The organism is Pseudomonas fluorescens (assembly GCF_005938625.1).
Classification (GTDB): domain Bacteria; phylum Pseudomonadota; class Gammaproteobacteria; order Pseudomonadales; family Pseudomonadaceae; genus Aquipseudomonas; species Aquipseudomonas fluorescens_BD.
This window is the reverse complement of sequence record NZ_VCNJ01000010.1, coordinates 25,639-50,389: the sequence shown is the minus strand read 5'-3', so window position 1 is coordinate 50,389 and position 24,751 is coordinate 25,639. Positions and strand designations below refer to the sequence as shown.

20 protein-coding genes and 1 pseudogene are annotated in these 24,751 nt (G+C 60.3%); 13 read left to right on the top strand and 8 right to left on the bottom strand.

The window, feature by feature from the left end; genetic code table 11:
- Positions 1–32 precede the first annotated feature (32 nt).
- A complete protein-coding gene (locus FGA82_RS08565) occupies positions 33–1,844 on the top strand; it encodes an ABC transporter ATP-binding protein (RefSeq protein ID WP_141126744.1) in 1,812 nt (603 codons plus the stop codon).
- Here the strand turns inward: FGA82_RS08565 and FGA82_RS08560 are convergent.
- The 3 genes from FGA82_RS08560 to FGA82_RS08550 all read right to left on the bottom strand — a co-directional run bounded on the left by FGA82_RS08560 (position 1,841) and on the right by FGA82_RS08550 (position 5,156).
- Complete coding sequence (locus FGA82_RS08560; protein WP_141126743.1) at positions 1,841–2,785, bottom strand: alpha/beta hydrolase; 945 nt, start codon at positions 2,783–2,785, stop codon at positions 1,841–1,843. The two genes, FGA82_RS08565 and FGA82_RS08560, sit on opposite strands and share 4 nt — an antisense overlap.
- Before the next feature lie 112 nt (positions 2,786–2,897).
- A complete protein-coding gene (locus tag FGA82_RS08555) occupies positions 2,898–3,896 on the bottom strand; it encodes an NAD(P)H-quinone oxidoreductase (protein WP_141126742.1) in 999 nt (332 codons plus the stop codon).
- A 60-nt stretch (positions 3,897–3,956) separates the two neighbouring features.
- On the bottom strand, positions 3,957–5,156 hold the full coding sequence (locus tag FGA82_RS08550) for a YbfB/YjiJ family MFS transporter (RefSeq protein ID WP_141126741.1): 1,200 nt from the start codon (positions 5,154–5,156) through the stop codon (positions 3,957–3,959).
- Between the two features lie 111 nt (positions 5,157–5,267).
- Here FGA82_RS08550 and FGA82_RS08545 point away from each other — a divergent pair, with 111 nt between their 5' ends.
- Together FGA82_RS08545 and FGA82_RS08540 are read left to right on the top strand one after the other, a co-directional pair.
- On the top strand, positions 5,268–6,143 hold the full coding sequence (locus FGA82_RS08545) for a LysR family transcriptional regulator (RefSeq protein WP_141126740.1): 876 nt from the start codon (positions 5,268–5,270) through the stop codon (positions 6,141–6,143).
- A 179-nt stretch (positions 6,144–6,322) separates the two neighbouring features.
- Positions 6,323–6,808 (top strand): hypothetical protein, encoded by a 486-nt coding sequence (locus FGA82_RS08540; protein ID WP_249384228.1) that lies wholly within the window; start codon positions 6,323–6,325, stop codon positions 6,806–6,808.
- A 49-nt stretch (positions 6,809–6,857) separates the two neighbouring features.
- Here FGA82_RS08540 and FGA82_RS08535 read toward each other — a convergent pair whose 3' ends face one another.
- A complete protein-coding gene (locus FGA82_RS08535) occupies positions 6,858–7,580 on the bottom strand; it encodes a pirin family protein (protein WP_141126739.1) in 723 nt (240 codons plus the stop codon).
- A gap of 215 nt (positions 7,581–7,795) precedes the next feature.
- Here FGA82_RS08535 and FGA82_RS08530 point away from each other — a divergent pair, with 215 nt between their 5' ends.
- Together FGA82_RS08530 and FGA82_RS08525 are read left to right on the top strand one after the other, a co-directional pair.
- A complete protein-coding gene (locus tag FGA82_RS08530) occupies positions 7,796–8,746 on the top strand; it encodes a GlxA family transcriptional regulator (protein WP_141126738.1) in 951 nt (316 codons plus the stop codon).
- A 90-nt stretch (positions 8,747–8,836) separates the two neighbouring features.
- Positions 8,837–10,294, top strand: a complete 1,458-nt coding sequence (locus tag FGA82_RS08525) for an ATP-binding protein (protein WP_141126737.1) — start codon at positions 8,837–8,839, stop codon at positions 10,292–10,294.
- Here FGA82_RS08525 and FGA82_RS08520 read toward each other — a convergent pair.
- The gene (locus tag FGA82_RS08520) at positions 10,271–13,177 is read right to left on the bottom strand and encodes an ATP-binding protein (protein ID WP_141126736.1); all 2,907 of its coding nucleotides are present in this window, start codon (positions 13,175–13,177) and stop codon (positions 10,271–10,273) included. The genes FGA82_RS08525 and FGA82_RS08520 overlap by 24 nt on opposite strands.
- Before the next feature lie 125 nt (positions 13,178–13,302).
- Complete coding sequence (locus FGA82_RS08515) at positions 13,303–13,734, bottom strand: helix-turn-helix domain-containing protein (protein WP_141126735.1); 432 nt, start codon at positions 13,732–13,734, stop codon at positions 13,303–13,305.
- A gap of 248 nt (positions 13,735–13,982) precedes the next feature.
- Between FGA82_RS08515 and FGA82_RS08510 the strand changes: the two genes are divergently transcribed.
- The 7 genes and pseudogenes from FGA82_RS08510 (at position 13,983) to ycaC (ending at position 20,644) form a co-directional block, all read left to right on the top strand.
- Positions 13,983–14,966, top strand: coding sequence for an MBL fold metallo-hydrolase (locus tag FGA82_RS08510; protein ID WP_141126734.1), 984 nt, complete (start codon positions 13,983–13,985; stop codon positions 14,964–14,966).
- Positions 14,967–15,020: 54 nt separating this feature from the next.
- Positions 15,021–15,944 (top strand): LysR family transcriptional regulator, encoded by a 924-nt coding sequence (locus FGA82_RS08505; protein ID WP_141126733.1) that lies wholly within the window; start codon positions 15,021–15,023, stop codon positions 15,942–15,944.
- Between the two features lie 515 nt (positions 15,945–16,459).
- Positions 16,460–16,820 (top strand): annotated as a pseudogene (locus FGA82_RS08500) (DUF6124 family protein).
- A 214-nt stretch (positions 16,821–17,034) separates the two neighbouring features.
- A complete protein-coding gene (locus FGA82_RS08495) occupies positions 17,035–17,448 on the top strand; it encodes a DoxX family protein (protein ID WP_102902852.1) in 414 nt (137 codons plus the stop codon).
- Entirely contained in the window at positions 17,441–18,067 is a 627-nt protein-coding gene (locus FGA82_RS08490) for an antibiotic biosynthesis monooxygenase (RefSeq protein ID WP_141126732.1), read from the top strand. The genes FGA82_RS08495 and FGA82_RS08490 overlap by 8 nt, the downstream gene beginning before the upstream one ends.
- A 43-nt stretch (positions 18,068–18,110) precedes the next feature.
- Positions 18,111–19,949, top strand: a complete 1,839-nt coding sequence (locus FGA82_RS08485) for an amidohydrolase (RefSeq protein ID WP_008079742.1) — start codon at positions 18,111–18,113, stop codon at positions 19,947–19,949.
- A 71-nt stretch (positions 19,950–20,020) separates the two neighbouring features.
- A complete protein-coding gene (gene ycaC, locus FGA82_RS08480) occupies positions 20,021–20,644 on the top strand; it encodes an isochorismate family cysteine hydrolase YcaC (protein ID WP_007913541.1) in 624 nt (207 codons plus the stop codon).
- Between the two features lie 210 nt (positions 20,645–20,854).
- Here ycaC and FGA82_RS08475 read toward each other — a convergent pair whose 3' ends face one another.
- Positions 20,855–22,282, bottom strand: a complete 1,428-nt coding sequence (locus FGA82_RS08475; RefSeq protein ID WP_141126731.1) for a mechanosensitive ion channel family protein — start codon at positions 22,280–22,282, stop codon at positions 20,855–20,857.
- Positions 22,283–22,390: 108 nt separating this feature from the next.
- A complete protein-coding gene (locus FGA82_RS08470) occupies positions 22,391–23,413 on the bottom strand; it encodes an alpha/beta hydrolase (protein ID WP_141126730.1) in 1,023 nt (340 codons plus the stop codon).
- A 161-nt stretch (positions 23,414–23,574) separates the two neighbouring features.
- Here FGA82_RS08470 and FGA82_RS08465 point away from each other — a divergent pair, with 161 nt between their 5' ends.
- The gene (locus FGA82_RS08465; protein WP_141126729.1) at positions 23,575–24,474 is read left to right on the top strand and encodes a LysR family transcriptional regulator; all 900 of its coding nucleotides are present in this window, start codon (positions 23,575–23,577) and stop codon (positions 24,472–24,474) included.
- Positions 24,475–24,751: the final 277 nt, after the last annotated feature.

Genomic DNA, 24,751 nt, shown 5'->3' with positions numbered 1-24,751 from the left:
GCACCGCCATCGCCTGCCGAGTCCAATGCCCCATGCCTGATCTATCGCGTTTCACCTCCTTGTTCGATCAGGCGCAACGCGCCTTGTGTTTGGTTTGGGGGACATCGCGTGGCTTGTTTCTGGGGCTGGTGCTGGCAACGTTGGTTGCCGGTTTGCTGCCGGCACTGGCGGCATGGTTGGGGCAGCGGATTGTCGATGCCGTGGTGGCAGCGATGCAGTTGCACGCGCAACACGGCAGTGCGCCGCTGTGGCCAGTGTTGCGTTACGTTTTGTTGGAGGCCGGGGTGTTGGCGCTGTTGTCCGGTACACAACGGGCACTCTCGGTGCAGCAGTCGCTGTTGCGGGTGCAACTGGGGCAGAAGGTCAATACGCTGATCCTGGAAAAAGCGCAGACCCTGTCACTGGTGCAGTTCGAGAACTCCGAGTTCTACGACAAACTGGTGCGTGTCCGTCGCGAGGCGTCGACCCGGCCACTGGCGCTGGTCATGAAGTCGTTGGGCTTGATTCAGAACCTGATCATGCTGATCAGCTTTGGCGTGCTGCTGGTGCATTTTTCCCCTTGGGCGCTGGTGCTGCTGGTGGTCGGTGCGTTGCCGGTGTTCTTTGCCGAGGCGCATTTTTCCGGTGACGCCTTTCGACTGTTCACCCGCCGCGCGCCGGAGAGTCGGCAGCAGAGCTACATCGAAACCTTGCTGTCCCACGAAACGTATATCAAAGAGGTCAAGCTGTTCGGCTTTGCACCGCTGTTGCTAAAACGCTACCGCGACACGTTCGCCAGGCTGTATGCCGAAGATCGCCGTTTGACGCTGCGGCGCGACGGCTGGGGGTTCGGTCTCGGTCTGCTCGGTACTGCGGCTTTTTACGTGGCCTATGCCTGGGTGGTGATCGATGCCGTACATGGCCAGATCAGCCTCGGCCAGATGACTATGTATCTGGTGCTGTTCAAGCAAGGCCAAAGCGCGGTGAGCAGCAGTCTGAGTGCGATCAGCGGCTTGTACGAAGATGGCCTCTACCTGACCAGTCTTTATGAATATCTGGCCGAACCGGTTCAGGTCGATACGGGCCACCTGACCGTCGGCGTCCGCCCGGGCGATGGTTTGCGTTTCGAGGACGTCGGTTTCCGTTATCCGGGAGCCAGTCGGCCAGCGCTGGAAAACATTGATCTGCAACTGGTGCCGGGCCAAAGCATGGCGTTGGTCGGCGAGAACGGTTCTGGCAAGACCACACTGATCAAATTACTGACCCGGCTCTACCGCCCCGATCAAGGGCGCATTCTGCTCGACGGCAGCGATTTGCAGGATTGGCAGGAGACCGCGTTGCGTCGGCGGATTGGCGTGATTTTTCAGGACTACATTCGCTACCAGTTCAGCGTCGGAGAAAACATCGGCGTCGGCGATACCTTGGCGTTTAACGATTCGCAACGATGGAAAGAGGCCGCTGCCCAAGGTATGGCTGCCCCCTTTATCGAAGGGCTCGACAAGGGCTATGCCACGCAATTGGGACGCTGGTTTGCCGGTGGCCAGGAATTGTCTGGTGGGCAGTGGCAGAAGATTGCCTTGTCCCGTGCATACATGCGCCGTGAGGCCGACATTCTGATCCTCGATGAGCCAACTTCCGCCCTTGATCCAGCGGCCGAAGCGGCGGTGTTCGAGCATTTCAGCCAGCACAGCGAAGGTCGCATGACCTTGCTGATTTCCCATCGTTTTTCCAGTGTGCGCAATGCCGATCACATCATCGTGCTGCAACAAGGCCAAATCCTCGAGCAGGGCGGCCACGATCAACTGATCGCCGCTGCCGGGTATTACGCGCAACTGTTCGATTTGCAGGCTCGCGGCTACCGTTAAGTGTCCCGCCCGCTGCGCATGTTCGCAGGTCCGGCGACTCGGGGGGCCGGTTTGCTTTGCATCAGATTGTCGATCGCTTTGCGGTAATTCTGTCCGCCGAGCGCCATGCTGTTGTTATGCGTCGCGCCCGGCACCAGCAACAGGCGTTTGGGTTGTTGCGCGGCGTTGAACAGTTGCTCGCTGAAACGCGGCGGCACGAAAGCGTCAGCCAGACCGTGCACCACCAGCAGTGGCATGTGAATGTCGGCAATCTTGTCGATCGAATCGAATTTCTGCGAGAGCAGCCAGCGCACCGGCAGAGAAGTGTTGGCGACTGACGCGGCAACATCCGCCAGCGTGGTGAAGGTGGACTCGATTACCAGCCCGCGCACGGGGAGCGGGGTGCGATTACGCACCGCATCCTGGCCAAGTTCAGCGGCCAGATCGATCGCCACGGCACCTCCGAGGGAGTGCCCATAGATCAAGCGTTTTGCCGGATCCGGTTGCAGCAGTTTGAAGCGCTCCCACGCCACCCTCGCGTCTTCGTAGACACTGCTTTCCGACGGCAGATCACCGTGACTCTTGCCGAATCCGCGATAGTCGATGGCCAGTACTGAATAACCCGCCGCGCGCAGTTGTTCGATGCGGAACAACTGCCCGGTAAGGTTCCAGCGCACGCCATGCAGATAGAGAATGGCCGGCGCATTGGCCTTTTCCGCCGGCCACCACCAGGCATGGATGTTTTCCCCGGCCTTGAAGCTTTTCGGTTGCAGGTCGAGTTCCTGCACGCTGCCGGGTAAGCCGTGATACCAGCCGGCGGTGCCCGGTTCGATGCGAAACAGCAGTTTGCGTTCGGTGTGTTCGAGTACGGCACAACTGGTCGGCACGCCGATAATCAGCGCGGCCATGCAGGCGAATGCCAAGCGGCGGCGTCGCAGACGAGTCATGAAGGACAGGAACATTAAACGTTTCACCAAAGCGTGGACAAAGAACGCTTTTTACCAGATGCCTAGCTCTGCGCGTGAGTTTTTCGACCACCGTCCCAGCGCAACGATTACCAAATGCTGCAACGACTCACACCACCCGTAGCACGATCTTGCCGATATGGTCGCCGGCCTCCATGTGCGCGTGAGCCTGAGCCGCATCGTTGAGCGAATAAACCTTGTCGATCATCGGCAGGCAACGCCCGGAAGCCAGCGCTGGCCATACGTGCTCACGCAGTTGATCGGCAATCGCGGCTTTTTCCACAGCGGTGCGGGCGCGCAAGAGGGAACCGGTGATGACCGCGCGTTTGGCCATCATTGCCAACAGATCAAAATCGTTGGCCCGCGCGCCGCCGAGGAAACCGAGCATGACCAGACGACCGTCCATCGCCAGAGCGCTGACGTTAGCGTTGAGGTACGAGCCGCCCATGATGTCGAGGATCACATTGACGCCCTGGCCTGCGGTTTTATCGGCGATGACTTCGGCGAACTCCTGCTCGCGATAGTTGATCGGCAAGCCGCCAAGTTTGCTGATCGCTGCGCATTTGTCCGGGCTGCCGGCGGTGGCGAACGCTTCTATACCGAATTCGCGGCAGAGCATCAGTGCGGTGGTGCCGATGCCGCTGGTACCGCCGTGAATCAGCGCGCGTTGACCACGGCTGGCGCCGCCTAGGCCGAACAGGTTGGCCCACACGGTAAAGAACGTTTCCGGGATCGCAGCGGCGTGCAGCCAGTCCAGGCCATCAGGAATCGGCAGGGTCTGGCCGGCCGGGACTGCGCAGTATTCGGCATAACCGCCGCCGTTGGTCAGCGCGCAGACTTTGTCGCCCACGGCGAACTGATTGACACCGGCCCCGAGCGCCACGATTTCACCGGCGACCTCCAGCCCGGGAATCGGATTCATGCCGGGTTTCATCGGGTATTTGCCGGCCCGTTGCAAGGCGTCCGGCCGGTTGATCCCGGCGGCGTGTACACGGATCAGTACTTCGCCTTGTGCCGCGACCGGCAGCGGCACGCGTCGAGGTTGCAAGACCTCGGGGCCTCCGGGTTCGGTGATTTCGATTCGGGTCATTTCATTGGGCAGGGACATATCGTTTCTCTTGGCTTGAGTTGTGTAAGTGGGAGCCTGCCGAGCCGGCAATGATTCCCTTCAATTTGCACAGCAGCGCGGCTCAATCGGGGCGGGCAGCCATTTCAGGGCTTGCTCCAGCAGCAACGCCACGACGATTGCGCCAGCGGCAATCACGAACAACAACGCGTGATGACCGCCGCTGGCATTGAACAGCGCCGAATAGGCAAAACCGGCCAGCGCCTGAAACGTAGCGAATGACACCGTGGCACGGCTCCAGGCGATTTGCTGGCGATGATGGTCCGGCACCAGTTCATGCACCCGCGCCAGCGCCAGCGGCACAATGCCGGGCGGAAATGAACCGATAATCACCGCCAGCAACGCCAGCGGCAGAAATGAGTGAGTCAGCGCCAGCAGCCCAAGGGCAACCGCCTGCACCACCAGCACCAGGCGAATGCCGGACCGCGCGCCCAGCTGATCGGCGAGGAAGCCATAAGTCACTGGCCCGACAATCGCACCCAAGCCATACATCACCCAGACCAACGCGCCGATATGCGCCCCGGCACCGAGTCCACGTGCAACGTAATCCACCAGAAACACCATGGCCGGCACCAGGCCTGCGGCCATAAAGGCGTATTGAGCGAACAGCAAATACACCCCGCGCGGCGTCGGTTCAACAGACGCCGTGTCGTGCGGAGCCACTGGGTGCGCAAAATCGGACGGCCAACCGAACCAGCTCAACGCAGTCAGCAACAGTGCCAAAGCCCCCAGGCCCAGCCATGTCGCCTGCAACCCGAGGGTCAACAGCGGCGGAACAAGCGTCCCCGAGCCAGCTATGCCAAGACCGATGCCGAGAAAAATCGCGCCGCTGGCCAGCCCTTTTCGCGCCGCCGGAACATGCGGCAGTACCGTCGCCGCCACCAACACCATGATCGCGCCGCCGGCAATCCCCGACAGCAGCCGCCAGCCGAAGAACCAGCTCACCGACAACGGAAACGCGCAGGCAAAAAATGCCGCCGTGACCACCAGCATCATCAGCCGCAAAGCATTTTTATTGCCGAGCTGGCGCGCTGCCGGCCGGCCGAGCAGGGCGCCGATCAGATAGCCGACCAGATTGGCCGCACCGAGGTAGACCACATCATTGGCGCTGAACCACTGCGCTTCAATCAGAGAAGGAATCAGCGGCGTGTAAGCGAAACGCGCCAGCCCGATGCTGACCAGGCTGGCGCACAGGCCAGCAAAGATCGGCAACCAGATACCGGTGGGACTTGGAGTGCGCATGTCAGCAATCTCGTGGAAGGTTTATGGCGCTCAGCATATCGGCTATCTTTGCTGCGTTAATGCAGCGATTAAGCGGCACGCTGATGCGTATTTGCATCATCAGGAGACAGCATGAATTGGGATGACGCACGGGTATTTCTGGCCGTTTGCCGCGAGTCGACACTGCGCGGGGCCGCACGGATTCTGGGGGTGGATCAGGCGACTGTCGGGCGGCGCATCACGGCACTGGAAAAATCCCTGAGCGCGACGTTGTTCCTGCGTACCTCTGACGGGTACGCGTTGACAGCGGTCGGCGAAGCAGCGCTTAAAAGCGTTGAGAAAATGGAGCATTCGGCGCTGGAGCTGGAGCGGCAGATTCAAGGCCTGGACGATCGCCTGACCGGCACGGTGCGCGTCAGTACCACCGATTCGCTGGCCATCGATTTCCTGATTCCGGCCATTGCCCGTTTGCACGAGCAGCACCCGGACGTGCGAGTGCAACTGGACGCGTCCACGCAGATTCTTAGCCTGGCCAAGCGTGAGGCGGATATCGCTGTGCGCAACACCCGGCCGGACAATCCTGACCTGATCGCCCGGCGCATTGCCCGATGGCCAGTGGGGCTGTTCGCCTCTCAAACCTATATAGACGCCAATGGCGTGCCGCAACCGGACTCGGCGTTCGAAGGGCATGATCTGGTGGTCTATCAACCGTATCTGCAAAGCAAAAAGGACCTGACCCTGGTGTCGGAGCCGCTAAGTCGCGGCCGCATCGTCGCCAGCCTCAGCTCCAGCCTGCTCGTGCGCCGTTCGATTGCAGCAGGATTAGGCGTAGGAGAAATCCCGGTGTACATGGGCGAGCGCGATGGCCTGATCAGGCTCTGGCCGCAACGCACGCGACCACTGCCGTACGAAGTGTGGTTGGTGACCCACGCGGATCTGCGGCATACCGCGCGGGTGAGGGCGGTGATTGAGCAGATTGTCGACGTGTTCGCATCGGAGAATGACTAGGGAGACGTTCTTTTGGCAGGGCTACAGCCTCTGACGAAACGGCCTACACCAGAGGCAGAATCTCCCGGCTTGTAAGCATTCTGTATGCGGCCTATTGTTTTCGTCAGCTCGTGAGGGACGTTGGACTCTCACCGCTTTAATACCAGGGACGGTATCGGTAGACCCAGGAAGGTGTCGAATTGAAAACCACGGAATTCAGTCAAAATTCAATCAGTGATCTATCGAGTAAAAGTCGGAATACCCAAGCCATGAACGCTATAAGCCGTGAAGAATTCAATGCCAGGATCGAAACCATTGAGACCAGGATGGACGCTCGGGTCGAGGGTGTGTCGGCGAGAATCGATGCTTACCTGTTGACTCAGGCTGAGCGAGACAAGGCTCAAATGGAGAGGGATAAACGATACGATCTGATGTGGGACGGTGTACAACGGATCGCCGAAGAATCAAAAGAAGCCATCAAACAGGCCTCGACAGTGAAGGCGCATTACTGGGCGACGACAGCCGTCCATTTTCTCGGAATGATCACCGTCGTCGTGGGGGCGCACTTCGCCAATCAGGCAGCGGTGTTAACTACCTTGCAGACGACACTCGCGGCGATCCAGGTAGGTAAAGATATAGGCGCACCAAGACCTGCTTCGCAACAAGCAACCGAATCACCACAATAGAAAACGGCCTTCAAAGAAGGCCGTTTTTCGTGAGCATTGAAGTACCAGGTCATGGCATCTCAGGCAATTCCTGCGGCCGCAAGTCGAACACCAACACCTCGGCATCGACACCGTTGCTCAAAGTCAGCAACTGTTCCTCGCGAACCCGCACGCCGTCACCTTCGCGCAGTTGCTGGCCATTGAGTTCAACGCTGCCACGTGCGACATGCACATAGGCATAGCGGTTGGCCGGCAGTTCCAGCGTGGCGCTTTCCTTGCCGTCGAACAGCCCGGCGAAGACCCGTGCATCCTGGCGCACTTTCAGTGAACCGTCGTGACCGTCCGGCGAAATGATCAATTGCAGACGACCGCGTTTTTTCCCGGCGCTGAAATGTTCCTGTTGATAGCGCGGTTTGGCGCCGCTGACTTCCGGCACGATCCAGATCTGCAGGAAGTGCACCGGTTTGGTCGCCGAATGATTGAACTCGCTGTGCGCCACACCGCTGCCGGCGCTCATCAACTGTACGTCACCCGGGCGGATGACCGAGCCGGTGCCCAGCGTGTCCTTGTGTTCCAGCGCACCTTCCAGCACATAGGAAAAGATCTCCATGTCGCGGTGCGGGTGCTGGCCGAAGCCTTTACCGGCGGCAACGCGGTCATCGTTGATCACCAGCAGGTCGGAAAAACCCTGTTCGCGAGGGTCGCGATAGCTGGCGAAGGAAAAGGTGTGAAAGGACTTCAACCAGCCATGATTGGCGAGGCCACGATCGGAGGCTTTGCGAAGAGTCAGCATGATGAAATCTCCTTGCAGGACGTGAATTCGTCCGAGTGAGGAGAAGGTTACTGTTTACTGAATTAGGCAAAAAGTGGCTGAAAATTGAAAGACTGTCCTGATCAGGTTGACAGTTGTGCGATGCCCTTCACACAAACTCTTGCTGCCCGCGATGTCTGACTTGGCCATAATGTCTGGCCTGTTCCATGTTTCTTTGATTGAAGTGATGTCTGCCCATGAAAACCGTGGCAATGGTGCTGTTCCCCGACTTTCTCCTGCTCGACATGGCCGGGCCATTGGAGGTTTTTTCGGTTGCCAATCGCTACCTGAAACCCGATGCGCATTATCAACTGATCACGCTTGGCACCGAAGATGGCCCGCTGCGTGCCTCCAATGGTGTGATGGTGCAGGCCGACAGGACTATCGACGACAACACTGAACATTATGATCTGCTGTTGGTGCCGGGCGGTCCGGGTGCCTACAGCCAACAATTTCCGTCGTTGTTCGCTTGGCTCAAGGGTGCTGTTCAGCGCGTCGATCATTACGGTTCGATCTGCACCGGCGCCTTTGTGCTGGGGCACGCGGGATTGCTTGATGGTTACCGTGTGACCACGCATTGGAACTACACCGAGCGCCTGATCAAGGGATTTCCGAAAGCCCAGGTCACGACCGACCAGATCTATGTCGAGGATCGCAACCTGATCACCTCGGGTGGAGTCACTGCCGGCATCGATATGGCGCTAGCCGTTATTGCCCGCGATCACGGGAAGAAACTCGCCCAGGATGTGGCCAAAGTCTTGCTGGTGGTGATGAAACGGCAGGGCGGGCAGGCGCAGTTCAGTCCGCTGATGGCTGCCGTGGCACCGCAGGAAACGCCGATCACCCGCGCGCAGAGTTACGTGCTGGAACATCTCGATGAAGCCTTTACGGTCGAGCGCATGGCGTCCATTGCCAACATGAGCGCGCGGCACTTCGCGCGGGTGTTTACGCGCGACATCAACATGACGCCGATGGAGTTTCTGCAAAGTGCGCGCATCGACTGCGCGCGCAATCTGCTGGAAACCAGCGATCTTCCGCTTAAAACCGTGGCTTACAAAAGTGGTTTCGGCAGTGTGCGGCATATGCGTTCACTGTTTGCTGAAAAGCTCGGCCTGATCCCTGTGCAGTACCGCGAACAGTTCAGCTAGAGCGCTTGTGTCCGTCTGGCGCACCCGTATGTCCGTGCTGCGCCCCGTGTAGCGGTTGTCGCGTCATCTGAGGCTGCCAAGATAGTTGGCATGAATAGTCTCATTGATTTGAACACTGCGTCGGTGCTGCATTTCGGCCCTTACGCATTCCACCTGCGCCAGCGGCTGATACTCGACGGAGATCGGCCATTGCGCATGGGTGGGCGTGCGCTGGACATCTTGCAGGTGCTGGTCGAGCGTGCCGGTCGAGTGGTCAAAAAGGAGCAGTTGATCGCTCTGGTGTGGCCGACGTCGGTGGTTGAGGAGATCAACCTGCGTGTACACATCGCCGCGCTCCGGCGGGCCTTGGGTGATGGCGAAAACGGTCAGCGTTACATCGTTAACGTGCCCCAATGCGGTTACAGTTTTATTGCCCCGGTCCGTTGCGACAGTGCCGCGCAAGTGGTCTTCGAGGGCCTGCAAACCCCCCAGCATAATCTGCCTGCGCGACTGACCCCGGTCGCCGGCCGCGATTCGCTGGTTGGCGGGCTGGTGCGGCAAATGCCGCTGTGTCGGCTGATGACCGTCACGGGCGCGGCGGGTGTGGGTAAATCCACTGTCGCGTTGCGGGTCGCGGAGCTGCTGTTGCAATACTACCGAGACGGCGTGTGGCAGATTGATCTGAGCTTGGTCGACGACGACACACCGCTGCTCGATCAGGTGCTGGGCACCCTCGAAAGCGATTTGCCCGGACTGTCGACTCGCCATGCGTTGCTGCTGCTGGATAACGTTGATCACCGTCGCGTTGCCTGCCGAGCAGTGGTCGAAACGCTGCTCGAAGCCGCTCCCCGACTGTCGATTCTCGCCACCAGCCGCGAAGCCTTGCAGGTCAGTCTGGAAACCCTTCAGTACGTGCCACCGCTGACCCTGCCGAAACGCTCGTCAGGCGATTGCATCACTGAAGCCATGGGCCATTCTGCGGTGCAGTTGTTCGTCAGCCGTGCTCGGGCGCGACAGCATGATTTCCGCTTGCGTGAGCAGGACGTCAAAACCGTCCTCGATATCTGTCGCCAACTCGACGGTTTACCGCTGGCGATCGAACTGGCGGCGGCGCAGATCGATGCACTGGCACTGGTCGGCTTGCAGGCGCAAATAGCCAACAGTCTGCAAGTGCTCAGCCATGGCCGGCGCACGGCTGTGCCGCGGCACCAATCCATGCAGGCGGCCCTCGACTGGAGCTATCAGCGCTTGAGTGAGCAGGAACAAATCGTGCTGCAGCGCTTATCGGTATTCAAAATGGCATTTACGCTGGAGGCGGCGCTGGCGGTGATCAGCTGTCCGCAACTGGCTGTACCGCGGCTTGCCGCGATCATCGAAGGGCTGGTGCGCAAGTCATTGTTGACGGTGGAACGGGGTGGCACTTCAGGCCGATACCGGATGCTCAATATCATCCGCTGCCATGCTCGCGAGCAACTTGAGCGCAGTGGTGAAGGGATTGATCTGGAGCGTCGGCATGCGCGATACCTCAACCGGACTCGCCAGGCCTCAGGCGTGCACGTGCTCGCGTAAATCGTCGATCAGCAAGCGCACCTTGCGCAGGTCCGGAGTCGCGTAGCCCTCGGTAAAGCGTCGATAGAGCGGGCTGAGCAAATCCAGCGCCTCTTGGCAGCGCGATTGGCGCTGCCAGAGTTGCGCCAGTGACGTGGCACTGCGCAGTTCCCAGGCGAGCGCACCTTGGGTGCGGGCGGTGGTCAGGGATTGTTGCAGGAGTGCTTCGGCTTCCTGAATGTTGGTGGTGTTTAGGAGGACCTCTTCGCGAGCAAGCTCGCTCCCACAGAGATTTTGGGTGGGCCCAGAACCCATGTGGGAGCGAGCTTGCTCGCGAAGGGGCCCATCCAGACAAACCATCTCTCCATTCAATAGCGTGTCCGCCCGAGCCCGCAAGATTTCCGCTGTGCTCCACCCCGCATCACCACTCAACGCCCGCTCAACCAGCGCGTCATCCACAAAACGGCAATCCAGCGTGACCATGATTTCCCGAATCAGCCCGCTACTGTCCTTCGGCACGTGCGTGATGGTGCACGCATCGAGCACCTGCGCATAGTGCCGCGCCCAGGTGTTGAACAGCAGCACCGAATGCTTCTGCGACTGCTCCAGCAACAGCTGTAACAGCGCCCGGGCGTTTTGTTGATCGCCGTTGTAATGGGCGATCAGGCAGCTGGCCAGCGCCAGGGTGTAGCAAATAGAGGTGCCATGGTCGATCTGCACGGCGATGTCCAGCGCCTGCCGGGCCGTGCGCCACGCTTGCTCCGGCAGCCCCTGCATCCAGAGCACACGCGCCAGCACCGTCAGTGACGCGACGCTCTGGTCGTATTGCACGCCAAAGCCGTGAGTGAAGCGGTTAACGTGACCGCTCTGCGCCATGCACTGCAACACTTGCTCGGCATGCAGGCGCGCCTGCGGCTGATCGCCGGCATAGTGCAGGGCCAATACCCGCAAACGGTGGGTGCTGAGTGACAACAGTGGGTCACCGTGCAGACCGAGGCGGTCGAAGTGCTCGCTCTGTGCCAGCGCCATGCGGTAGTGGCCGCAGCTGAGGTTGACCGCCATGTGCCCGGACACTGCGCGTAACTGCCCGGCGACGTCTTCGTTTTCGTGCGCTAACCGGCGGGCATCGATGAAGGCTTCGATGGTTTCTGCAGTGCCGCCCCATGTGTGGTAGCAGGCGCTGCCAAGAGCCAGTTTCAGCGCAACTTTCAGGCGCAGGCAGGGTTCGCCGAGTTCATCAAGCAGGCTCAGCGCCCGCCGTACATAGCCGCCGTACTCCTTGAGCAGCGACAACTCTTGCCACAAGGGTGCCGACGCTGCCGTCAGGCGAATCCCCAAACCACCCGGGCCGACACCGTTCAGGCTCCAGTCCAGCGCTGCTCGCAGATCTTCCAGCCCTCGTGCGTAACGCTCGATCCACAATAGCGTTGGCGTGTTTTCCCAATCGTTTTGCGCCTGCTGCATCAACGCGAGGCAACGTTCGGCATGGCGTTCACGGGTTTCCTCGCACTCGGCAGCGTGATCGAGTTTTTCCAGAGCATAACGGCGGGTCGTGTCGAGCAGGCGATAAAACACCTCTTCATCACCGACCTCGACGCTGAGCAGGGATTTCGCCACCAGTTGGCTGATCGACACAAACACCATGCTGGGGTCGATTTGTTGGCCGACGATCACGGCCGCCGCTGACTCCAGGGTGAACCCTCCGCGAAACACGCCCAAACGGCGCAGGCAGGTTTGCTCGCAGCGGTCGAGCAGATTGAAACTCCAATCCAGCGTGGCGCGCAGGGTGAGATGGCGCTCAAGACTGTTTTGATTGCCCGCTGCCAGCGGTGGCAAGCGGCCCTGTAACTGAGTCAACAGACCGTCCAGACCCAGTTCGGCGACCTGCGCTGCGGCCAGTTCCAGCGCCAGTGGAATACCGTCGAGTCGGTGGCAGATCTCGATCGCTTGCGGCAATTGGGTATCGCTCAGTTCGAAGCTTTCCTGCGCGGCCGTGGCCCGTTCGATGAACAGTTGCAGCGCCGAATAATCCAGCGCTTGCTGACGATTCAATGTCGCGCTCATCGACGGGTATTCGAGGGAGTCCAAACGCTGCACGCATTCGCCTTCGGCCCGCAGGCTCTCGCGGCTGGTGGCGAGAATATGCACCTTCGGTGCCCCGCGCAGGATGCTTTCGCTGAGTGCCGCGACGGCATCGATCAGGTGTTCGCAGTTGTCGAGCAGCAACAGCATTTGTCGCTGTTGCAAACCATTGACCAGCGCTGCCAGTGGATCACCTTCGAGTAACGCCAGATCGAGCAGGGCGGCCAGATGCGAGTAAATCAACCGGGGATCGTTGAGCGGTGCCAGGTCCACCAGCCGAATACCATCGGGGTAATGCCCGATCAACTGCTCGGCCACGCGCAAGGCCACAGTGGTCTTGCCGATCCCGCCGGGGCCGACCAGAGTGATGCAGCGCTGGCGCGGCAACTGCGTCATCAAGCTGTCGACGAGCGCCTGGCGACCGATCATGCGCGTGCGCCGCAAGGGCAGATTGTGCCGACCGCCAGCCTTGCCCACAGGGCGCTCCTCCATGGATTCCATTAATACCGGTGCGACAAAACTGTAACCGCGTTGCGCCACGGTGATGATGTAGCGCTGGCCGGCCTGACCGTCACCGAGCGCCTTGCGCAACGCCGCCATGTGTACGCGCAGGTTGATGTCTTCAACGACAGTGTCCGGCCAGACCCCGGCCATCAATTGTTGCTTGCTCACCACTTCGCCGGCATGGGCCAGCAGAATCAGGAGGATGTCCATCGCCCGTCGACCAAGGCGCAACGGCTGCTCACCTTCGAGCACCCGCCGTTGTCCGGGATGAATCCGATAGGGGCCAAAGCCGAGGGCCTGATTCGGGGAAAGACTCAACAGCTCACTCCTGCGGTGCTGCGAGGGACAGAGCGGAGTAGGGCCAGGTGCGTGCGCAGGCCTTCTAATCCGGGGTGTTCCGGCATAATCCTCAGGTTTGAGCCTCAGTGCAACGGGGGCCGCGATCAAAACACGGCGTGCTGGGAACGGTGAGTCCTCGGTTCTCTCGTGATCTGGCAGCGCCAGGCAAACGGATTGATGCCTTCGCTGCGGGTGAACATATGACAAAAGTGCGCCTGATCGCAGAATCCGCATTCGAGGCTGATTTGCGTCAGGCTCAGGTCCGTGTGCTGGATCAGCAGCTTGGCCCGCGCGATGCGCTGGGTGCGAATCCAGTCTTGTGGCGACAACCCGGTGCTGCATTTGAAGGCGCGGGAAAAATGGCTGCGTGACAGCGAACAGGCGCGGGCCAGTTCGGTGACCTCGAGGCTTTCGCCCAGACGTTCGAGGATCAGCTGTTTGACCTGTCGTTCGCGCTGCGGGCTTAGCCCGCCGATCCCGGTCTTGCGTGGTTCGCTGGCAGGGGCGAGGGCGACGCTGTGCTGTAAATGAGCCATGGCCAAAGTCCGTGTCGATGGGGAATGCACGGTCGGCGCATCCCCTCAGGTCAAAAAAACAACGCTGCGCAGAGGACTTCATTGTTGGGCGAGGGCCGGGAACTGACGAGTTAATCGTTGTTAATTCCAGCGCATTGACCTGAACTCAGCACATCCCTGCAAGTCTGCGCCCCGCTGTTTGCGGCACGATGACTGCAAGCGTGGCGAGCCGTTGGGGCGTCGCAATCGGCAGGTCCAGGGGGAATCAAATGAAAGGCATTTCCAAAGCAGCGGCGGCGCTGACGTTCGCGCTGGTAACGTCCAGCGCCATGGCACAGGCACCACAGCAGGGCACTCAGGCGCCCGGCTATTTCCGCCTGGCCTTGGGAGATTACGAGGTCACCGCATTGTTCGATGGGTACAACGACCTGTCGCCGAAGCTGTTGCAGGGCATGAGTCAGTCCCAAATTCGTGCGCTGCTGGCACGCCGTTCGATTGAAACTCCGGGGGTACAGACGGCGTTCAATGCTTTCTTGGTCAATACCGGCAAGCAACTGATTCTGGTCGATAGCGGTGCCGGGCAATGCATTGGCGCCACCGCCGGACAGCTTCTGGGGAATATGCGGGCGGCCGGCTACCAGCCAGAGCAGGTCGATACGATCTTGCTGACGCACCTGCACCTTGATCATGTCTGTGGTCTGGTCGATGCACAGAAACAAGCGTTGTTCACCCATGCCTCGGTGTATGCCGCCAAGGCGGAAGCAGACTACTGGCTCGATCCGGCCGCGCTGGCCAAAGCTCCCGCCGGCGCCAGAGAATTTTTCAAGATTGCCCAGGACTCCACCGCGCCCTACGTCGACGCCGGGCGTTTCAAGACATTCGCCGCTGACCAGTCGCCATTGCCGGGATTAGTCGAAGCGACACTCGAAGCCGGACATACGCCGGGCAGCACCACCTACCGATTCACCTCGCAGAACCAGAGCATCGTCTTCATGGGGGATCTGGTGCATAACCTGGCTGTACAGTTTGAGCATCCGCGAGTGTCAATTGGCTTTGATGTCAACAGTGCGCAAGCGATCAACGCTCGTCAGGCAGTCTTCAGTGCGGCGGTGGCGAGCAAGACGTGGGTGACGGCGGCGCACCTGCCGTTTCCGGGCATCGGTCACATCACCGCGCAAGGCAAACACTTTCAGTGGGTGCCCGTGGAATACGGTCCGTACAAGCGCGCGGCCAAGGTGCCGTTAATCGAGTAAAGTGCGCAGCGCCCACCCGCAAAAACGGCCTACACCGAAAAGGAAAACATGCCCATGAACCGTAACGATCTGCGTCGCGTCGACATGAACCTGTTGGTGATTTTCGAAGCGCTGATGTTCGAGAAGAACCTGACCCGCGTCGCTGAAAAACTGTTCATGGGCCAGCCGGCCGTCAGCGCTGCGTTGGGTCGTTTGCGCGATCTGTTCGACGATCCGTTACTGCTGCGCAACGGTCGCGGCATGGAGCCGACCGCGCGGGCGCTGGCGATTCTCAAAGAGCTGCAACCGGCGATGGACGTCATCTCTGGCGCGGTCAGTCGGGCCAAGGAGTTCGAACCGGCGAGCAGTTGCGACGTGTTTCGTATTGGCCTGTCGGACGACGCCGAATTCGGCCTGTTTCCGCCGTTGCTGCGCCAGCTTCAGCAAGAGGCGCCGGGGATTGTCGTGGTGGTGCGCCGCGCCAATTACCTGTTGATGCCGGCGCTGTTGGCATCGGGGGAAATCTCCGTAGGCGTCAGTTACACCACTGAATTGCCGGCCAACGCCAAGCGCAAAAAACTGCGCGATATTCCCTGCAAGGTTCTGCGCGGCGACGACCGTCCGGGGCCGCTGACGCTGGATGAATACTGCGAGCGCCCGCACGCGATGGTGTCGTTTTCGGGCGACCTGAGCGGCAATATCGACATGGACCTGGCCAAGGTCGGCCGTACGCGCCGCGTGGTGTTGGGCGTGCCGCAATTCAGCGGCTTGCGCGCCTTGCTCGCCGGCACCGAGATGATCGCCACCGTGCCGGATTACGCGGCCTGCGCGCTGGTTGAAGGGTGTGCGCTGCGCGCCGAAGATCCACCGTTCCCGATCGATGCGGCGCAACTGTCGATGGCCTGGAGCGGGGTGCATGACAACGATCCGGCGGAGAAATGGTTGCGCGCGCGAATCAGCCAGTTCATGGCGGCGCCGCTGGATATTCCGGCTAGCTGAATCCCTGCGCAAATCTCAAATACAGCACTGATCCCCTGTGGGAGCGAGCTTGCTCGCGAAGGCGTCGTATCAGTCGATAAATACTTCGAATGACTCACCGCTTTCGCGAGCAAGCTCGCTCCCACAGGGGGAGGTGTGAACCTTGAGTTGTCGGTGGTTTAAACATCGCCGTTTAAGCAACACCCTCAGACACTCTTTCAGGCTACGCAACCTTGCGCCTTTGCCTACAGCTACGCCAGAATCCGCCGGCTTGTGCGCTTGTGGTCCCGTCTCTATCGTTTGGTGGTCGCTGAAAACTCAGCGATCGGGTTTAGCGACTCGGACCAAAAAAAGTGCATCAGCGCTCCATGCTTCGTTGCAGGCTATCGTCTGCACTTCGCTATGGCGGCTGTATGCGGGAGACCTTCGGGTCTACCGGGTTGCCTTTTTACCGGTTCGCTAACCTGCATACGGTCGCCACCCATCCTGTTTAGCGACAGGACGTGGTGATCCCGGCTCTAAAAAGGAGATTCACCATGTTCAAAGTCACACCCAACCCGCCAGACATCGACCCCACATCCCCCTACGAATCCATCGATTCCCGAAAACTCCACGAAGCCGCCGACCGCGCGCTCGACCATTACCTCCTTCCACCCGGCTCCACGCCACCCCCACGCAGAACCCGTGGCATGTATGCCGTGACCGCCGACACCAAAAACGAAGAACTGCTGACCGACGCCAGCGAAACACTCGCCTCGGCCAAGACCATCGCCCAGGACGTCGCCAACCTGTTGCCCGCGCCGCAGCGCCGGGCGTTGTTGGGGGGTTGCGCAGTTGATCATGCTCGGTGAGCTGGCAGTGAACCGGGTGCTGGATAACCTCGAGCCACCGGCCTGAACCCATTCCCTGTGGGAGCGAGCTTGCTCGCGAAGGCGTCGGGTCAGTTATAAATACTTTGAATGACACGCCGCTTTCGCGAGCAAGCTCGCTCCCACAGGGATTTGCGGTGTTTCAAGAATTTTGGAATGCCGCAGAACTGAGCACATCTATCCAATTTCCTCCCGACCATCATTGGCATGATTCTGGCCAATGACATTTCAAGGGTCGGGTCATGAATGCCTCAACAGATGAACAGGCACGCGACATCGGTTTGCTGTTCCTGCGGGTCAGTGGCGGGTTGTTTTTACTCTGGGTCCACGGCTTGCCCAAGCTGCTGGATTTCACCGCGCAATTGCAACTGATCGAAGACCCGTTCCACCTCGGTTCTCACCTCACCCTGATCCTGGCGATCTTCGCCGAAGTTCTCTGCCCACTACTGATCGTCGCCGGGTTACTGGCGCGATTGGCCTGCGTGCCTATTCTCTTTGTGCTGCTGGTGGCGTTGCTGGTCGTGCATCCGCAATGGAGTGTGGCCGAAGGGCAGTTCGGCTGGTTGCTGCTGATCCTGTTTACCACTGTGTTGATCGCCGGGCCGGGACGGCTGGCGATTTCTGTTCGTTTGCCCGGAGTGTTGCGTTATGCCTGAAGTCCTCAATCCACAGTCACCGGGGGCCGATGAGACGGTCACATTGATCATCAAGCACCGGGTCAAGGCCGGTTTCGAGTCGGCGTACGAGGCCTGGCTGCGCAATATCGTCCGCGTGGCGGGGCAGCGTGAAGGTCATTTGGGCGTGGACGTGGTGCGCGGCAAGCGCGGCCGTCTCGACTTCTACACCTGCGTGCTGCGTTTCAGCAGCACCGAAGCGATGCAAGGCTGGCTGGAGTCGTCGCAGCGTCAGGCGCTGGTCGCCGAAGCCGCACCGATGCTGGCTGATGGCGATCAGACCGAAGTCGCGCCGATCAATGAATTCTGGTTTACCCCATTGGCCGACGCCGCTTCGCCGCCGCCGCGCTGGAAGCAAGCCGTGGTCACGCTACTGGTGATTTTGCCGCACACGTTGCTCGTGCCGCTGATCTGGGGGCCGCTGCTGGCGCTGCACCCGCTGCTTTCCAACTACGTGGTCGCCACGTTCCTGATCACCCTGACCATCGTCCTGTCGGTGGTGTACGTGGTGATGCCGCCCGTCACCCGTTTGTTCACGCCGTGGCTCGAAACCAGCCAGGCCCATGAACACCTCGATTCCCAAGAAACCTCGCCACGCTGAGCGCGCGGGGTTTGCTCCTTTTCACTTTGCTTGAGGAACTGCGATGAGCGCCGATCTGATTCTGTTCAATGGCCAATTTCATACCGTCGACCGCACCAAACCGCTGGCCAGTGCCGTGGCGATCACCGATGGGCGCTTCGTGGTCGTCGGCAACGACAACCAGGCCATGGCCCTGCGCGGGCCGAACACGCAAGTGGTCGATATGCACGGTCGCTGCGTCATCCCCGGTCTCAACGACTCGCACTTGCACCTGATTCGTGGCGGTTTGAACTACAACCTCGAACTGCGCTGGGAAGGCGTGCCGTCGCTGGCCGATGCCCTGCGCATGCTCAAGGATCAGGCTGACCGCACGCCAACTCCGCAATGGGTGCGTGTGGTCGGAGGCTGGAACGAATTCCAGTTCGCCGAAAAACGCATGCCAACCCTTGAAGAAATCAATCAGGCCGCGCCGGACACCCCGGTGTTCATCCTGCATTTGTACGACCGTGCGCTGCTCAACCGCGCCGCGCTGCGTGTGGCCGGTTACACCCGCGACACGCCGAACCCACCGGGTGGCGAGATCGTCCGCGACAGTAATGGCAACCCGACCGGCATGCTGGTCGCGCGGCCGAACGCGATGATTCTCTACTCGACGCTGGCCAAAGGGCCGAAGCTGCCACTGGAATATCAGGTCAACTCGACCCGCCAGTTCATGCGCGAACTCAATCGCCTCGGCCTGACCAGCGCAATCGATGCCGGCGGCGGTTTCCAGAACTACCCGGACGATTATCAAGTGATCGAGCAACTGGCCAAAGACGACCAGTTGACCGTGCGCATCGCCTACAACCTGTTCACCCAGAAACCGAAAGAAGAACTGAGCGATTTCCAGAACTGGACTGGCAGCGTCAAGTTGCATCAGGGCGACGACTACCTGCGCCACAACGGCGCCGGCGAGATGCTGGTGTTCTCGGCGGCGGACTTCGAAGACTTCCTCGAACCGCGCCCGGACCTTCCGCAAACCATGGAAGAAGAGCTGGAGCCGGTGGTGCGCCACCTGGTCGAGCAACGTTGGCCGTTCCGTTTGCACGCCACGTACAACGAATCGATCAGCCGTATGCTCGACGTGTTCGAGAAGGTTAACCGTGACATTCCGTTCAACGGTTTGCCTTGGTTTTTCGACCACGCCGAAACCATCACCCCGCAAAACATCGAGCGGGTGAAAGCGCTGGGCGGCGGCATCGCGATTCAGGATCGCATGGCGTTCCAGGGCGAGTACTTCGTTGATCGTTACGGCAAGCAAGCCGCCGAAGCGACGCCACCGATCAAACGCATGCTCGCCGAAGGCGTACCGGTCGGCGCCGGCACTGATGCGACGCGGGTGTCGAGCTACAACCCGTGGACTTCGCTGTACTGGATGGTCAGTGGCCGCACCGTCGGTGGTCTGGCCTTGTACGAAGAAGGTTTGCCGCGCACCACTGCGCTGGAACTGTTCACCCACGGCAGTGCCTGGTTCTCTTCAGAGCAGGGCAAGAAGGGCCAGATCAAGGTCGGCCAACTGGCGGATCTCGCGGCGCTGAGCGCGGACTTCTTCCATGTCGAAGAAGAAGCGATCAAGTGGATCGAATCGGTAATGACCGTGGTCGGCGGCAAGATTGTCTACGCCGCCGGCGACTTCGAAGACCTCGGCCCGCGCTCGATTCCAGTACTGCCGGACTGGTCGCCGGTGGTGAAAGTCCCGGGCCACTGGCGGCCGAATTCGCCATTGCAGGCGCAGGTGCACCAGTGCAGCGGCCCGTGCGCCGTACACACCCACAGCCATGAAAAGGCGCGGATGTCGAACGCACCGGTCAGCGACTTCGCCGGTTTCTGGGGCGCGTTCGGCTGCTCCTGCTTCGCTTTCTGATTCTCCCTCAAAGCGCCGGTCGACCGGTCGGCGCTTCACGCTTCATCCATCCGTCCATCAGGAGTTTTCCCATGAGCGTTCCTTACACACGTCTGAACAAAGATGATGCGGTTGTACTGCTGGTCGATCACCAGACCGGCCTGATCTCGCTGGTCCAGGATTTCACCCCGAACGAGTTCAAGAACAACGTGCTGGCGCTGGGCGACATCGCCAAGTTCTTCAAGCTGCCGACGATCCTCACAACCAGTTTCGACGCAGGTCCAAACGGCCCGATCGTGCCTGAATTGCGTGAGCAGTTCCCGGATGCGCCGTTCATTCAGCGCCCGGGCCAGATCAATGCCTGGGACAACGAAGACTTCGTCAAGGCGATCAAGGCCACCGGTCGCAAGCAACTGATCATCGCCGGTGTGGTGACGGATGTTTGCGTGGCGTTCCCTACTTTGTCGGCGATTGCTGAAGGGTACGAAGTGTTTGTGGTGACTGACTCGTCGGGCACCTTCAACACCACCGTGCAGCAGGCGGCGTGGGCGCGGATGTCGGCGGCGGGTGCACACCTGCTGAACTGGTTCTCGGTGGCGTGCGAGCTGCAGGGTGACTGGCGCAACGATATGGAAGGTCTGGCGCACTTGCTGTCGGAGCGTTTGCCGAACTATCGCAATTTGATTAACAGCTATACCAAGTTCACTGCCAAGTAATTGGGTGTGAGCTGGAAGAGCCCCTCACCCTAGCCCTCTCCCGGAGGGAGAGGGGACTGACCGAGGGGTTCTTGCGAGGTACGCCGACCTGCAATACCGAGTGGAACTTCAATTTTGAAAAGCTTGAAGATCGGCTCCCTTTCCCCCTCGCCCCCTTGGGGGAGAGGGCTGGGGTGAGGGGGTAGGCTCTTGATCTTAAAAATCTACGCCTCAACGCTTCTGCAGCCACCCCAAAAACCCACCTTTCCTCACCGCCACCGGCTTGGCCATCAACGCGAGGCGACTGTTCTGTTGACGTACCGCCTGCAATTTATTCAACGCCCGACCCACCTCCGTGCGCTGTTCCATGCACTGACGAGTGAGGTTCTTGTCGAGTCGATAAATGATGCTCGACGTCAGCGCGGTAAACGTAGCCTGCGACGGCGTATCAGCCAGAATACTCTGCTCACCCATGACCTCACTCGGCCCCATGCGCCCGGCTTCAGTCTGCTCATTACCATCCGGCACCGTCGCACTGACCACGCCCGTGGCAATCACGAACAAACTGTCCGGTACTTCATCCAGACCCAGCACCACCTGGCCTGCTGTGTACTGCTGAGCGACCATCGATTCGGCGAGGCGATCACGCTCATCACTGCTCAGCGAGCGGAAGATTTTTACTTCATCAAGCAGCGCACGTGCGCGGGTCGACGGTTCGATCACGCCGTCGGGATGGCGCGAAATGCCCGCTGCTTCGAGATGCCGGTGGGCGAGGTCGAACAGTTGATTGCGCACTTCGCTTTTTTTGCCCAGCTCGGCGATGAAGCCGCTGGCGACGTATTCCGACATGGTTTCACCGGCTTCTTTCACCACGGCCTTCGGTGCGGGGCTGAGAAGAAGAGAACTGCTGCCCTGCAAGGTGCGATCAAGCGCATCCAGTACCCGGCGCGGGCGGATGTGATTCGGCACCTGAATGCTGATCGACACGCCATGCATGTTGTTCGGGCGGCTGAGGTTGACGATTTTCGCCTTGGCCGCCACCGAGTTCGGCACCACGGCCATGGTCCCGGCGCTGGTCAGCAGGTGCGTTGCGCGCCAGTCGATGTCGAAGACTTTGCCTTCGACGCCGTCGATCACCACGAAATCATCCACCTGATAGGGCTTTGTGGTGTTGAGCACAATCCCGGAAAACACATCGGCCAAGGTGCTTTGCAGCGCCAGACCGACAACGATGGCCACCACACCGGACGTCGCCAGCAAGCCCTTTACCGGCAGCTCCAACACGTAACCGGCTGCGGCGACAGTAGCGACCAGAAACACCAGTGCACCGATGACGTCCTGCAACAAACGGCCGCTGTGGCCGATACGACGCATCAGCGCCAGGCCGATGATTTCGGTCAGCACCCGCGCAGCGTAAAGCCACCAGAGAATCCCCAACGCCGTTGCACCCAGTTGCGCCACGCGGTCATCGGCGAACAGCGGAGCCTGCAACGGACTGACGCCGGCGTTGATCACCAGCGCCGTGAACGCCAGAAACAGCACCAACCGCACACCGACCCTCGGGGCACGATGGGTGAAGGGCGAGAAGTGCCAGAGCACAGCGTCGAGCAGCAGCAGAGCGGCGCTCAAGGACAGCAGGTGGGTGTAGAAAAATCTCATGACCTTGGCTCCGTGGTGTCTGCAAGTGAAAAGATCGCAGCCTGCGGCAGCTCCTACAGGAGAACGTATTCCAATGCAGGAGCTGCCGCAGGCTGCGATCTTTTGCTGTTATGGATTCAGATGAGTTTTCAGCTCAGCCGCCGCCTGACGCACCGCCGCTTTCACCTCAGGAATCTGACTCAGCGGATTGAGCAAACCAAAGTCATGAATCATCCCGTTGTAACGCACCGAGGTCACCGCCACACCGGCCGCATCGAGGTGCCGCGCATAGCCTTCGCCTTCATCACGCAGCACGTCGAATTCGGCGGTCTGCACCAGCGTGGCAGGCAAACCCTTGAGCTGTTCGGCGCTGGCATTCAGCGGCGAGGCATGGATCTGCGCGCGCTCGGCCGGGTTGGTGGTGTAGTTGTCCCAGAACCACTGCATCATGCCTTTGGTGAGGAAATGGCCTTCGGCAAATTGCTGGTACGAACCGTCGTCGAACTGCGCGTTGGTCACTGGCCACATCAGCAGCTGGAAGCGCAGCGCCGGGGCTTTCTGTTCCTTGGCCATCAACGCCACGACTGCCGCCATGTTGCCGCCGACGCTGTTGCCGGCCACCGCCAGACGTTTGCCGTCGACACCGATGTCCTTGCCGTGCTCGGCCACCCATTTCGTCGCGGCGTAGGCCTGGTTGATCGCGGTCGGGTACTGCGCTTCCGGCGATGGCGTGTAGTCGACGTACACCGCAACCGCGCCAGAACCCACTACCAGATCACGAATCAGGCGCTGGTGCGTTGGGTAATCACCGAGGACCCAGCCGCCACCGTGGAAGAACATGAACACCGGCAGCTCGCCTTTGACCTTGGCCGGACGCACCACTTTCAGGTTGATCGTCTGGCCGTCGACCTTGATCGCCTTGTCGCTGACTTCAACACCGGACAAGTCCACCTTCACCGAAGCCTGCGCGCCGGTCAGTACTGCACGGGCTTCTTTCGGGCTCAGTTGCTCAAGGGGTTTGCCACCGCCGGCGGCGAGGGCGTTGAGGAAGGCTTGGGTGTTGTGTTCGACACCGCTGCTGTCGGCGGCGAAGGCGTTGCCGATGGACAGGGCGAGGAGGGAAGCGGTGAGGGTTTTCTTGACGATGTTCATGGTGGAAATCCTTTTGAATGTTTTTGATTTTTTATGCCTGGGTTGCGGGCTGCTGTGGCGCTGGGCTTCAGGCCTCAGCAACACCGTGAGCACAGATTAATAGGCTGCCGAAAAGTGAAAAAGCGGCTATAAAGCGTTTAACTGTCCACCAGAGAGTGACAATGAACCCGTTCGAAGACATGCGTATTTTTTGCCAGGTCATGGACTCCGGCAGCTTCACCTCAGCGGCCGATCAGTTGGGCCTGTCCAAGCAGTTCGTCAGCCGGCGCTTGATGCAACTGGAGGAGCGCCTTGGCGTGCGGTTGTTGAACCGCTCGACCCGGCGCCTCGACGTCACACCGCTGGGGCAGAGTTATTACGAATCGGCATTGCGCCTGCTCGGTGAAGTCGAACAGGTGGAGCAGGGCATCGCCGGGCAGACTGCCGAGCCGCGCGGTACGATTCGCTTGAGTGCGCCGCTGTCGTTTGCCGTGGCGCACTTGGGGTGTCTGCTGCCGATGTTCTTGCAGCGCTATCGCGAGGTCACGGTTGAGGTCGACTTGAGTGATCGCCCGGTGGATTTGCTCGGTGAGGGTTACGATCTGGCGCTGCGCATTGGTGTGCTGGAAGACTCGACACTGATTGCCCGGCGCATCGCGTCGATCGAGCGGGTGTACTGCGCCAGCCCGGCGTATCTCGCCGAGCGCGGCACGCCACTGCAACCCGAAGATCTGCTCAGCCATGACTGCCTGCCGTACGGTCATGGGCGCTCGGTGCAATGGCGTTTCAATGCCGGGCAGGGCAAGCCGCTGCTGGTCAACGTCACCGGGCGCATGCGCGTGAACAACGGCGAGTTGCTCAGGGATGCGGCGGTGCAGGGGATGGGCATTACTTATCTGCCGACGTTCATTGTCGGCGCGGCGTTGAAGGATGGCCGATTGGTGCCGGTGCTGGATGATTTGCGGCCGGAACCGCTGACATTGTCGGCGGTGTATCCGCAGCATCGTCAGGCGTCCAGACCGGTGCAGGCGCTGATCGAATTCCTGCGTGAACGCCTGAATCAGAACAACGTCGCCCTTTGAGCCGTACGCAGATCAAACTGTAGGAGTGAGCCTGCTCGCGATAGCATTCTGTCTGTCACAGCTTCAGTGTCTGAATGACCGCTATCGCGAGCAGGCTCACTCCCACAATTGATGGTGGTTGTCTGCGGAATATTTAAACGCCACAAAACCCTGTGGGAGCGAGCTTGCTCGCGAAAGCGGTGTGTCAGTCAAAACATCATTGGCTGACCCACGGCATTCGCGAGCAAGCTCACTCCCACATTGGATTATGGTTGTCTGCGGAATATGTAAACGCCAC